The 12,623-nt window shown below is 57.7% G+C and carries 10 protein-coding genes and 1 pseudogene; 6 read left to right on the top strand and 5 right to left on the bottom strand.

Going from position 1 to position 12,623, the window contains the following annotated elements; all coding sequences use genetic code 11:
- Positions 1 to 14: 14 nt before the first annotated feature.
- Positions 15 to 1,883 carry a sigma-54-dependent Fis family transcriptional regulator gene (locus AC1MEE_RS14315; protein ID WP_480415951.1) on the bottom strand — a complete coding sequence of 623 codons (1,869 nt, stop codon included), beginning with the start codon at positions 1,881 to 1,883 and terminating at the stop codon, positions 15 to 17.
- A gap of 313 nt (positions 1,884 to 2,196) precedes the next feature.
- On the opposite strand from AC1MEE_RS14315, the gene AC1MEE_RS14310 reads away from it, so the two are divergent.
- The 6 genes from AC1MEE_RS14310 (at position 2,197) to AC1MEE_RS14285 (ending at position 9,765) form a co-directional block, all read left to right on the top strand.
- Positions 2,197 to 2,997, top strand: a complete 801-nt coding sequence (locus AC1MEE_RS14310; RefSeq protein ID WP_201062458.1) for an SDR family NAD(P)-dependent oxidoreductase — start codon at positions 2,197 to 2,199, stop codon at positions 2,995 to 2,997.
- A 141-nt stretch (positions 2,998 to 3,138) separates the two neighbouring features.
- Positions 3,139 to 4,818 carry a flavin-containing monooxygenase gene (locus AC1MEE_RS14305; protein WP_480415950.1) on the top strand — a complete coding sequence of 560 codons (1,680 nt, stop codon included), beginning with the start codon at positions 3,139 to 3,141 and terminating at the stop codon, positions 4,816 to 4,818.
- Positions 4,815 to 6,263: an NADP-dependent succinate-semialdehyde dehydrogenase gene (gene gabD, locus AC1MEE_RS14300; protein WP_480415949.1), complete on the top strand. Its 1,449-nt coding sequence runs from the start codon at positions 4,815 to 4,817 to the stop codon at positions 6,261 to 6,263. Before AC1MEE_RS14305 ends, gabD begins: the two co-directional genes overlap by 4 nt.
- Positions 6,264 to 6,379: 116 nt before the next feature.
- Positions 6,380 to 7,711, top strand: coding sequence for a carbohydrate porin (locus tag AC1MEE_RS14295; protein WP_480415948.1), 1,332 nt, complete (start codon positions 6,380 to 6,382; stop codon positions 7,709 to 7,711).
- Between the two features lie 71 nt (positions 7,712 to 7,782).
- Positions 7,783 to 8,565, top strand: a complete 783-nt coding sequence (locus tag AC1MEE_RS14290; protein ID WP_134101500.1) for a (S)-acetoin forming diacetyl reductase — start codon at positions 7,783 to 7,785, stop codon at positions 8,563 to 8,565.
- Between the two features lie 75 nt (positions 8,566 to 8,640).
- The gene (locus AC1MEE_RS14285) at positions 8,641 to 9,765 is read left to right on the top strand and encodes a glycerol dehydrogenase (RefSeq protein WP_201021282.1); all 1,125 of its coding nucleotides are present in this window, start codon (positions 8,641 to 8,643) and stop codon (positions 9,763 to 9,765) included.
- A 118-nt stretch (positions 9,766 to 9,883) separates the two neighbouring features.
- Here the strand turns inward: AC1MEE_RS14285 and gfa are convergent, their stop codons facing one another.
- The 4 genes and pseudogenes from gfa to AC1MEE_RS14265 all read right to left on the bottom strand — a co-directional run bounded on the left by gfa (position 9,884) and on the right by AC1MEE_RS14265 (position 12,541).
- Entirely contained in the window at positions 9,884 to 10,462 is a 579-nt protein-coding gene (gfa, locus tag AC1MEE_RS14280; RefSeq protein ID WP_480415947.1) for an S-(hydroxymethyl)glutathione synthase, read from the bottom strand.
- A 65-nt stretch (positions 10,463 to 10,527) separates the two neighbouring features.
- Positions 10,528 to 11,638, bottom strand: a pseudogene (locus AC1MEE_RS14275) (S-(hydroxymethyl)glutathione dehydrogenase/class III alcohol dehydrogenase).
- A gap of 72 nt (positions 11,639 to 11,710) precedes the next feature.
- Complete coding sequence (gene frmR / locus AC1MEE_RS14270; protein WP_323570261.1) at positions 11,711 to 11,986, bottom strand: formaldehyde-responsive transcriptional repressor FrmR; 276 nt, start codon at positions 11,984 to 11,986, stop codon at positions 11,711 to 11,713.
- 186 nt (positions 11,987 to 12,172) lie between these two features.
- Complete coding sequence (locus AC1MEE_RS14265; protein WP_323570260.1) at positions 12,173 to 12,541, bottom strand: ArsR/SmtB family transcription factor; 369 nt, start codon at positions 12,539 to 12,541, stop codon at positions 12,173 to 12,175.
- Positions 12,542 to 12,623 lie beyond the last annotated feature (82 nt).

The raw sequence follows: 12,623 nt of genomic DNA, 5'->3' as shown, positions 1-12,623 counted from the left end.
GCGCCTGGCGAGTCTCAGTCGTATGAGCCTTTGCCCGGCATCTTGATGCCGTGCAGGTTGACCTTGCGATACAGCGTTGCACGCGAAATCCCCAGCTCCTGCGCGGCCAACAGCGGCTTCCAGCGATTGCGCACCAGCGTATCAATCAAAGCTTGGCGTTCTGGACTCCCAGAGACAGTGTTCAAACCTTTCGCAGGTGCGCTCACGCTCAGTGTCACCGGTAGATCCTCCACCCCAATCACCTGGCTTTTGCATATAGCACAGGCGTAGCGCAGCACGTGGTGCAATTGCCGCATATTGCCGGGCCAGCTGTAATTCAGCAGCATTTCCAGTGCCGCTTCGCTTAACTCCAAGCGTTCCCCCGAGCGTGCGCATTCTTCTTCCAGCAGTTTAGTGATCAGCGCCAGCTTGTCCTTACGCTCGCGCAGCGGCGGGATATCGAAGCGCGCGCCGCTCAAGCGGAAGAACAGGTCCTCGCGGAAGTGCCCGGTTTCAACCAGAGTGGCGATATCGCGGTGGCTGGCGCAGATGATCTGGATGTCGATCGACTGTGCGCGCGCTGCACCCAATGGCGCTACCTCACCCTCGCTTAACACCCGCAGCAGGCGCGTTTGCAAGGACAGCGGCATGTCGCCGATTTCATCCAGGAACAGGGTGCCGCCGTCCGCCTGCTGCAACAGACCGAGCATGCCTTTGCTGGAGGCGCCGGTGAAGGCACCGGCGGCATAGCCGAACAGCTCGCTCTCAATCAAGCTCTCGGGTATCGCCGCACAGTTGATCGCCACGAAGGCCTTGTCGCGGCGTTTACTGGCTGCGTGCAGTTGCAGAGCAAAGTGCTCCTTGCCGGCGCCGGTCTCACCATGAATCAGCACAGGCAGCCCGCGATCCTTGACGCGCACCGCCAGCTCCAGCGCTTGGACGACCTTAGGGTCGACGGCTGACGCCAGTGTGCTGGCCGCGGGCGCACTGATAGGCCGGCGCGGCACCTTGAGGCGTACATGCAGGCCCATCGTCGGCAGGTAGTGGATGTTGTCATCCCCGGCGGCAGGCAGTTGCGCTGAGGCGAAGGCTTCGTCGACATGTGTGGGGATCCGGCCACAGCGCTGCAACAGCAGGCGTCGCGCGGCAGGGTTGAGCGCTTCGATGCGGCCATCACGGTCCCAGGCGAACAGGCACTGAGGCTGGCTGTCGACGTAGCCGGGCAGGGGATGGGCGCGTAACACCCACAGGTCTTGGGTGCTGTACATGAAGTAGGCATTTTCAAGGTCGATGGCACTTTGGATAACCATCTGCCGGATCAGATGCTGGCTGCGTCGGTCGTCCGGTGCGCGCACTGAAGAGACGTCCAATACCGCCAGGATCTCGCCGTTGGGTGAAAATATCGGCGCCGCCGAGCAGGTATTGCCAATAAACGCCGCGCGGAAATGATCATGCTTGTGCACGGTGACCGGCAGTTTGTCGATCAACACCGCGCTGACAGCGGTCGTACCTTCTTCCTTTTCCGACCAGCAGGTGCCGACATCCATGCCGGAACGGCGGTACTCGCCGCGCAGGGTCGATTCGATCCGATAGTCGACGGTGCAACCCAGCGTATCGGTGAGCATCACACAGTAGTCGGCGTCTCGTACGCGGCTATGCAGCCGCGACATCTCATCACCGGCCAGGTGCAGGAAATCGTCGACACGCTGGCGGTGCTCATTGATCTGGTGTGCCTCCAGAACCCTCGGGCCCTGTAACGAACCCGGGTCGAGCTTGTAGTGCTGTGCCGAGCGGCGCCAGGAATCGAGGATGGCATTCGGCACCGGCAGGGTCGGGGCATTCTGGGCAGTGCGCAACACGCGACTCACGTGTTCCACATGAGTCTTCGAAAAACCAGAGGACATGGTACCTCCGAGGGTTGGATCTTATTTTTCTGTAGATGGCCATTAAAGGCGGCTTGGCCGATCCCTTCAAGCTGATTCCGTCAGCCGGTGCCGGTGAGACATAACCGCTCAGTATTCGCAACGTCCCACGGCAGACACGAGCGGTTATGTCTTGCTGTGGCGGTGGTGTCGTGGACTGCTATTGTTCTCTCGAATCGTCTATTCCGGGCTTTACAGTCATTTATTTCGGTGTTGGCATTCGACTTGCTCTGTCAGTCTCAGCAGGCCGCGTCGAACGGTCGTATCTCAACAACAATAATGACAGAGGCAGTACATGAGCGAATTCAACGCTGTGAATTTCTCCCTGAACGGCAAGGTCGCCCTGGTGACGGGTGCGGGCCGTGGGATTGGTCAGGGCATTGCGCTGAGCCTGGCCCAGGCAGGTGCAGACCTGGTGCTCGCTGATTATGACTTGGGTATCGCCGAAGAGGCCGCCGCCCTCGTACGGGCCTTGGGTCGCAGGGCCGTGGCCCTGCACGTTGACGTCAGCAAACCCGAGAGCGTCGCCAGCCTGATCGAGCAGGTCAGGGAGCAATTTGGCCGTCTTGATGTGGCCGTCAACAATGCTGGCGTGGTAAGCCTCGGCCGGGTTGACGAACTGGCTGTCAGCGAGTGGGACCGCATCATGAATATCAACGCGCGCGGTGTATTCCTGTGCTGTCAGGCTGAGCTCAAGCTGATGCGCGAGCATAACTTCGGCCGCATCATCAACCTGGCTTCAATTGCCGGCAAAGTCGGCTTCCCGGATCTCTCTCACTACAGCGCCTCCAAGTTCGCGGTGATCGGTTTTACCAATGCCTTCGCCAAGGAAGTTGCCCGCGAAGGTATCACCGTCAATGCCCTCTGCCCGGGTGTAGTTGGCACCGGCATGTGGCGCGGTGATGAAGGGCTTTCCGCCCGTTGGGCCCAGCCTGGCGAGTCCGAAGTGCAATCCTGGGAACGGCATCAGTCCAGCCTGCTGCCTCAAGGGGAGGCGCAAACCGTGGAAGACATGGGCCAACTGGCGGTTTACCTGGCCTGCGCACCCCATGTCACCGGCCAGGCTATCGCCGTCGACGGCGGCTTCTCGCTTTAGTTAAACCCACGGGCCGGTCTTGGCCCGCTACGCACACATTGACGATGACTTTTCCTGGGCGCCCGGCTCAGGGAAACGGATACGGCTTGCCTGTCACTTTGTTCAAGTCGGCGAGCGAACTGATCGAAATAGGAGAACACAATGACAACTACAGTTCTGGCCAAACGTTCTGTTGGCACCGACATCATCCACTACGACGCCATTGTGATCGGCGCAGGCTTCGGTGGCATTTACATGCTCAAGAAGTTGCGCGATGAACTGGGTTTGAAGGTGCGTGCCTTCGATAAGGCCGGCGGTATTGGCGGCACCTGGTTCTGGAACCGCTACCCCGGCGCGTTATCCGACAGTGAATCGTTCGTCTATTGCTTCTCTTGGGATCGCGAGTTGTGCCAGGAGTGGGATATCACCACGCGCTACCTGACCCAGCCACAGATTCTGTCTTACCTGAACCATGCGGTAGATCGGCATGACCTGCGCCGTGATATCCAGCTGGAAACCGGTATCACCGCCGCGGTGTTCGACGAGCAGAGTAGCCGCTGGTTGGTCACTGCTGACGACGGTCACCAATACAGCGCCAAGTACCTGGTGACTGCGCTGGGCCTGTTGTCTGCGACGAACGTGCCGAAGATCAACGGCCTGGACCAATTCAAGGGGCATATGTACCACACGGCCAACTGGCCTGCCGATGCTGTGCTGGAGGGCAAGCGGGTGGGCGTCATCGGCACCGGCTCGACCGGTTGCCAGGTCATCACTGCGATCGCGCCAACGGTCGGCCACCTCACGGTGTTCCAGCGTTCCGCGCAGTACACCGTGCCAGTGGGTAATGGCCCGGTCAGTCGCGAATACGTCGACGACATCAAGCGCAACTATGATGCCATCTGGAAGGAAGTGCGTTCCTCGCGGCTAGCGTTCGGCTTCCCGGAGAGCGACATCCCCACCATGAGCGTGGACGCTGCCGAACGCAAAGCCATCTTCCAGCGTGCCTGGGACGGTGGTGGCGGTTTCCGCTACATGTTCCAGACCTTCAACGATATCGCCACCAGCGAAGATGCCAACATTGAGGCCCAGAACTTCGTCCGCGAGAAAATCACCGAGCTGGTCAAGGACCCGGAAACGGCGCGCAAGTTGATGCCAACTGATCTCTACGCCAAGCGACCGCTGTGCGACAGCGGCTACTACGCCACGTTCAACCGCACCAATGTGTCGCTGGTGGACGTCAAGGCTAACCCGATTGAAGCGATCACCGCCAAGGGCATTCGCACGGCAGACGGTGTAGAGCACGAGCTGGATGTGTTGGTGTTCGCCACCGGTTTCGATGCCGTGGACGGTAACTACAAGCGCATTGATATCCGCGGGCGCGACAACGTCTCGATGAAGGATCACTGGGCTGACGGGCCGTCGAGCTACCTGTCGGTGGCCACTGCCAAGTTCCCCAATATGTTCATGATCCTGGGGCCCAATGGTCCGTTTACCAATCTTCCACCGACCATTGAAACCGAAGTGGAGTGGGTGTCCGAGCTGATCGACTTTATGGAGCAGAACGAGCTGGCGTGCGTGGAACCGTCTGCGCTAAGCGAACAGGAATGGGGCAAGACCTGCCAGGACATTGCCGACCAGACGCTGTTCGCCAAGACCGACTCGTGGATCTTCGGCGCCAATATCCCCGGCAAGAGCAACAAGGTTTATTTCTACATGGGTGGCTTGGGCGCGTTCAGCGAACAGCTGGCAGCCGTCAGGAACGACGACTACCGGGGCTTCAAATTCAAGGCCGTGAGTGTTGATGGGGCGAAGTCGCGCCGCGTAACGGAGAACCTGCAATGAAGTTGAACAACCCCCAACTGATGCGTCATCAAGCGTTTATCGACGGTGAGTGGCTGGCTGCCGACAACGAAGCCACGATCACCGTGGTCAACCCGTCGACCGGGACGACCATCGGCCAGGTCCCGCGCATGGGTAAGGCAGAAACACGCCGTGCAATCGAAGCCTCCGAGCGTGCGTTGCCCGCCTGGCGTGAGCTTTCTGCCAAGGCCCGGGCCAATGCGCTGCGCCGCTGGTACGAGCTGATCATCGACAACCAGCACGACCTGGCCCACATCATGACGCTGGAGCAGGGCAAGCCTTTGCCTGAGGCATTGGGCGAAATTGTCTTTGGTGCGTCGTACATCGAGTGGTACGCGGAGGAGGCCAAGCGTGTCTACGGGGATCTGATCCCCGGCGCGACCGACAAGCGCCTGTTGGTGATCAAACAACCGGTGGGTGTTTGTGCCGCTATTACGCCCTGGAACTTCCCCAGTGCAATGATCACCCGCAAAGCCGGCCCGGCCTTGGCCGCTGGCTGCACCATGGTGATCAAACCGGCCTCGCAGACGCCGTTCTCGGCACTGGCATTGGTCTATTTGGCTGAGCAGGCGGGCATTCCCAAGGGCGTGTTGTCGGTGGTCACGGGCGCGGCGGCGGAGATTGCCGAAGAGCTGACCAGCAACCCGGTGGTGCGCAAGATTTCCTTTACAGGCTCCACCGAGATCGGGCGCCAGATCATGGAGAAATGTGCCCACGACATCAAAAAGGTCTCTCTGGAACTGGGCGGCAACGCTCCATTTATCGTGTTCGACGATGCTGACCTCGACGCCGCCGTGGAGGGGGCACTGGCCTCAAAATTCCGTAACGCCGGGCAGACCTGTGTGTGCGCCAACCGCCTGTACGTGCACGACAAGGTGTATGACGCCTTCGTCGACAAACTCGCCTCGGCAGTTGGCGCTCTGAAGATAGGCGACGGGTTTACCGAGGGCGTCACCCTCGGCCCGCTGATCGACGGTAAGGCCGTTGCCAAGGTGCGCGAGCATATCGAGGATGCGCTGGCCAAGGGCGCCAAGGTTGTTCAGGGGGGTGGCGCGCATGCCCAGGGTGAGAATTTCTTCGAACCCACCATCCTGGTGGACGTACCTGACAACGCCCGGGTCGCCAAGGAAGAAACCTTCGGCCCCTTGGCGCCGGTGTTCCGCTTCTTTGATGACGCCGAAGTCATCGCCAAAGCCAACGACACCGAGTTCGGCCTGGCGGCGTATTTCTATACCGCCAACCTGAGTCGCGTGTTTCGAGTGGGGGAGGCTCTGGAGTACGGCATCGTCGGGGTCAACACCGGCATCATCAGTTCCGAGGCCGCGCCGTTTGGTGGGGTCAAGGCGTCGGGTGTCGGCCGTGAAGGGTCCAAGTACGGGCTTGAGGATTACCTCGAGATCAAATACCTGTGTCTGGCCGGCATCTGAGCTGATCCATCACTGTCCACTTTTCAATTGATCGCTTGCTTCATGGCCGTCAGGGCATTGCCCTGCGGTCCGGTTAACGCTGTGTCGTAAAACATAAAAACAATAGGAAAATCGACATGAACATCGCTTGGAAACTGCCGCTGGGGCTTGGGCTCCTGTCGTGCATCGCCGTACCTGCGTCCGCCGCTGACCCTTCATCGCAATGGGGAACGGGTGATTGGGGAGGGGTACGCAGCGAACTGCTGGAGCAGGGCGTTGACGTGATCGTCGGTTACGTCGGCGAAGCAGCCACCAATGTCCACGGTGGCTACAACCATGATCGTACCGCACGCTATACCGCGCAGTGGGCGCTCGGCACACACCTGGACCTGCAGAAGCTGCTGGGCTGGGACGCCGCCGAGTTCCAGCTGCTGGTGACGGAACGCAATGGCAATAACCTTTCCAACGAACGCATCTCTGACCCGCGCGCCCCGCAGCTCAGCTCGGTGCAGGAAGTGTGGGGCAGGGGGCAAACCTGGCGCCTGACCCAGATGTGGTATCGCCAGAAGTTTTTCGACAGCGCCCTGGATCTCAAACTGGGCCGCCTGGGTGTCAATGAAGACTTTGCCAGTTTTCCGTGCGACTTCCAGAGCCTGTCGTTCTGCAGTGCGCCCATCGGCAACGTGGCTGGGGATGTCTGGTACAGCGGCCCCGTCAGCCAGTGGGGCTTGCGCGTTCGCTACAACCTCGACGAGCAGTGGGCGCTGCAGGTCGGGGTGTACGAGCAGAACCCGTCGAATCTCAGTACCGGCAATGGCTTCAAACTCAGCGGCAGTGGTACTAAAGGTGCGCTGGTGCCGGTGGAGATTGTCTGGAAGCCAACATTGGGCAAGGAAGCGTTACCGGGTGAATACCGTCTGGGTTACTACCACAGCAGTGCCAGCGCCAATGACGTATATGACGATGTCAACGGTGCTCCGCAGGCGCTGACTGGCCAAGCCCCCAAATCACGCAGCAGCAAGCATGGTGCGTGGATCATGGGCCAGCAGCAATTGACCACTCATCACGGCGATGCCTCGCGCGGCCTGAGCGTCTTTGCCAGCCTGACCGTTCATGACAAGGCTACCAGCGGCATCGAGAGTTTCCAGAACATTGGTGCGGTCTACAAAGGCCCTTTTGATGCCCGGCCCAAGGACGACATCGGGCTGGGTGTCGCACGCCTGAAGGTCAACGACGACGTGACCAAACGGCAGCGCCTGATCAATGACAGTACGGGCATCACCGACTACGACGACCCGCTCTATGTCCCTGTGCAGCACAGTGAATACAACATCGAACTCAACTACGGCGTGCACGTTACCGACTGGCTGACCGTACGCCCGAACGTGCAGTACGTGCGTAATCCAGGCGGTGTCTACGAGGTGGACAACGCTTGGGTTGCCGGTCTGAAACTTCAGGCGAGTTTTTGAGCGTAGGCACGTACGTGAGCAGTCAGTAGTCGCTATCTAATTCTTCATCACGATTGAGAAGGAAAACTGAAATGAGCAAATCTTTAGGAAAAGTCGCTTTTGTAACCGGTGCAGGTCAAGGGATCGGTGAGGCCATCGCGTTGCGATTGGCGGCAGATGGCTTTGCCGTAGCCTGTGCTGATATGAACATTGATACAGCCAGTCACGTGGCTGAAAGAATCAAAAAAGAGGGGGGTAAAGCTCTGGCCATAAAGGTTGATGTGGCCGATCGCGAGGATGTTTTCAAGGCCGTGCAGGCAGCGGTGGATGGCTTGGGTGATCTACATGTGGTCATTAATAATGCGGGTATCGCGCCTATTGCTCCCATTGAAGCAATTACACCAGAGATCTATAGGAGAACTTTCGATATCAACGTAGGTGGTGTTCTCTGGGGCATACAGGCCGCGGTAAAGGCGTTTAAAGCGCTGGGGCATGGCGGGAAAATCATCAGCGCTTCCTCTCAGGCAGGTCATATCGGTAACCCCGACCTGGCTGTTTATGGGGGGACCAAGTTCGCAGTGCGGGGCATTACGCAAACAGCGGCCCGTGAGTTGGCCCATCTCGGTATTACGGTGAACGCATATTGCCCGGGCATTGTGAACACTCCAATGATGCGCAAGGTTGCCCAGGATGTGGCGGACAATGCCAACCAGAGTATTGAATGGGGGATGGAACAATTTGCACAACACATCACCTTGAAGCGGCTTTCCCAGCCTGAGGATGTGGCAGCCTGCGTTTCGTTCTTGTCCGGTCCTGACTCTGACTACATGACAGGTCAGGCGGTCATTATTGATGGCGGGATGGTATTTAACTGATTCGTCATCAGCGCTGGAGAACGTTCAAGTTTATGGGTGTTGAGCGTTTTCGCGCATGCGACGTGAGGGATTGAGATGACTATTACTAAAGGCATTGCATCGCCGGCCAAGTTTCTGGTTCAGGCTGATGCGCTGGTTGATTTATCGATGCATGGTAAAGCCTATGGGGCCAATGCCTATCTGATCTGCGATCAATTTATTGTGGGCCGGGTTCATGAAAAAGCGATGCCAGGATTCAAGCATGAACAGCGTGCTGAGTTGGCCGTATTCGGTGGGCAGTGCTCCGACAGCGAAATCAACAAGCATGTCCAAGCCGCGCGTGAGGCTGACTATATTGTCGGTATTGGTGGCGGAAAAACATTGGATACCGCCAAGGCAGCCGCACATTTCCTGGAAAAGCCAGTATTGATTCTGCCCACATTGGCTTCGACGGATGCGCCCTGTACCGCGATTTCAGTGATTTACAATGACGACGATACGTTTAATCGCTACCTGTTTTTATCAAAGAATCCGGACGTTGTTTTAGCGGATACGCGCATTTTGGCGGAACAACCGCCCAGGTTTTTTGCGGCAGGCGTGGGTGATGGTCTGGCAACTTATTTTGAGGCGAGAGCGTGCTTTGCTGCGCAACGCGACAACCTGATCCTGGGCAATGACGGAAAAATGCTCAAGCCTACGTTGATCGGTTTTGCTATTGCCCAAACGTGCTATGCAACCATCAAGAAGTATTCAGCGCAGGCGGCTTTTGCGGTGGAGAAGAAAGTCATCACTGCTGCATTGGAGAACGCCATTGAAGCCACCATTTACATGTCAGCTGTCGGAGCTGAATCGGGTGGTTGTGCTGCGGCGCATGCGATCCATAACGGAATGACCATAGTGCATGATCTACACGGAGCACAGCATGGTGAAAAGGTGGTTTTCGGCTTGTTCACTCAATTAGTGATGGAGGCCGCACCGATGGAGGAGATTGAAGAGGTTGTTGATATTGCGATCGCCGTCGGTCTCCCGTTGACGCTTGAGGATTTAGGGCTCAAAAGCTTTAAGGAAGCGGAGTGGAGAAAGGTCGCCGAACTGGCATGCGACAAAAACGACACGATTCACAACATGCCTTTTACGGTGACGCCTGACTTGGTGTATGACGCGATCGTGGCGGCTGACGCACTGTTGCATGCGTTTAAAAAGAAAAAATCTCTGCACTAGTGTATTGATTGGGAACCGGTTAATCGGGAGCCAATAGCGCTCAATCGGTCAGGCGCCGTCAATCGTTCAAATGATTGACGGCGCCTGGTGCTGAGGTGAGGCCTGACAGTTATCAGTATTATTTGGGCTGAACTACGCCCCTCAACTTGGCGACTTGCGTAGCCAGCACATCCATCAAGTCAGGGGACAGGCAGTCATAGGGTTCAAGGCCGATTGAACGAAGACGTGCACGGATTGCCTTCATCTCTTGAGGTGGCGTCCCTGTTTCGATTATCGATGAAACGAAAGCAGCGAACCCTGGAGCAGACCATCCGGCTTGGGATGAAAGCTCTGTGTGTACGAAGTCCAACCCGTAGAACGCGTGATCCTTGTTCTCGATACGCCCGTACAAATGCGCGCCGCACTCGGTGCAAGCATGGCGCTGAATGGCCGCGTGCTCGTCCACAATGGCGAGTTTATCCGCGTGCGCGGTGACGCTGACTTTTTCCCGTGGGACGACAGCAATAACAGCGAATGTCGCACCTGCCGGTTTCCAGCATTTGCTGCAGCCACAGGCGTGGTTGTGCAAAGTCTGAGTTGAGATCGTGACCTCGACCTTATTGGCGGTACACAGGCACTGCAGTGTCCCGCCGGTGAAGCTCGAGGCAGCAGGGGATAGACCGTTATCCAGTGATGGATGAAGTTTTATGTCGCTCACTGTGTATCTCCAGATCGGTAGGGAACTCGGACTGGCGCCAGGGGCTTGCACCCCTGGGCCATGCATCAGTACTTGATGACGGTACGGATCGACTTGCCTGCATGCATCAGGTCGAACGCTTCATTGATGCGTTCCAGTGGCATGGTGTGCGTCACAAAAGGCGCCAGCTCAATCTCGCCCTTCATCGCGTCCTCAACCATCTTCGGCAGTTGGGTACGGCCTTTTACACCACCGAAGGCGGAGCCTTTCCAGGTACGACCCGTTACGAGTTGGAAAGGGCGTGTAGAAATTTCCTGACCGGCCCCAGCCACGCCAATGACGATCGACTGTCCCCCAACCACGGTGTGCACTTTCCAGCGCTGCACGCATGACGTTCACGTTACCGATACACTCGAACGAGTGGTCGACGCCCCAGCCTGTTGCGTCGATGATCACCTGCTGAATTGGCTTTTCATGATCTTTCGGGTTGATGCAATCAGTGGCACCAAAAGACTTGGCGAGTTCGAATTTTCCAGGGTTGGTATCCACGGCAATGATGCGTCCTGCCTTGGCCTGGCGCGCGCCTTGAATCACCGCAAGCCCGATACCGCCGAGCCCGAACACCGCAACGGTGTCCCCTGGCTGTACCTTGGCGGTGTTATGCACTGCGCCGATCCCGGTGGTGACGCCACAGCCGAGCAAGCACACATGTTCGTGATTTGCGTCTGGATTGATCTTCGCGACGGAGACTTCAGCCACCACGGTGTACTCGCTGAACGTGGAGCACCCCATATAGTGGTAGAGCGGCTGGCCGTTGTAGGAAAAGCGGGTGGTGCCGTCTGGCATCACACCTTTGCCCTGGGTTTCACGGACAGCGATGCAAAGATTGGTCTTGCCGGATTTGCAAAACAGGCATTCGCCGCACTCAGCGGTGTAGAGGGGGATGACATGGTCACCGGGCTTGAGGCTTGTGACCCCCTCACCCACTTCCACCACTATGCCGGCGCCTTCATGGCCCAAGACCACGGGGAACAGACCCTCAGGATCATCACCCGATAACGTGAACGCGTCGGTATGGCACACGCCGGTGTCGGTGATCTTGATCAGTACCTCGCCTGCGCGTGGCGGTGCAACATCGACCTCGATGATTTGAAGCGGCTTGCCTGGTTCAAATGCAACTGCAGCACGGGATTTCATAAAGGTCTTTCTCCAAGTAGTAGTGCTTGTCTGACCGAGGCAAATCGTCGGGATCGGTAGGTGTACCGGTAGTTACTTGAGGTAGGTACGCACCAACGAAACCACTTCGTCGATTGAGGAACGCTGCGTCTCGGACGTGTCGGTTAAATTTGAAAATTCCTCCCTGAGATGGCTTTCAAGAACGCCGGCCATCAAGCCATTTACTGCGCCGCGCAGTGCAGCAATCTGCTGCAATACAGGGCCGCACTCGGCGCCCTGCTCAAGCGCAGTCTGCAGCGCGTCCAGCTGGCCTCTGACCCGATTGACTCTTCCCAATACACGTTTTTTTTCAGCGGGCGAATGTGGCATCGAACGACTCCAGTTATAGGCGTGGCGGCCATAGTACATCGGTACTGGGTGGGAGTATTTAAAGTACTGGTGGGGAGTATATTCGTATGCCGAAGAAACAAACACGACCATTCTGTTTGGGGACTTCCATCAATTTGTTTCTAATGAACAACCGATGGTGAAAGGGCGTTGTTTTGCCCTGCCTTTCTACTCCGCCTCGTGGATGGCGGGTAAGCGTCTGTTTTCCAGCAAATCACTCAGGCAGCCAGTGAGGTGCTGAATAGCCGCCTCGTTACGCTTCAAGAAATGAAAAGGGCCGGTTTTGTGTACATCGACCAATGCCACCCCTTTGAGCACCGCCAAGTGTTGGGAGACTGTCGATTGGGACAGGCCGCAACGTTGTGTGATCTGGCCAACGCTCACCCCGAACTCAAAACCGCATGGTTGCGGGGGGAAATGCAGAGTCGGCGCCTTGAGCCACTCGAGGATTTTTCGTCTCACTGGGTGTGCAATCGCGCGCATGGTTGCGTCGAAGTGGGGCGAGGTGGACGTCGATTTTTGATCTGTATCGAGCATATCGGATACCTCGGGTTCATAGCCTTCGCTGGCCTCGTGTCGAGGTCAGCGATAGAGGGACCGCAGCAACACCGTTCCCCTT

The sequence above is a fragment of the Pseudomonas sp. ASL3 genome (assembly GCF_056680425.1).
This window is presented reverse-complemented; position numbering and strand designations above follow the sequence as displayed.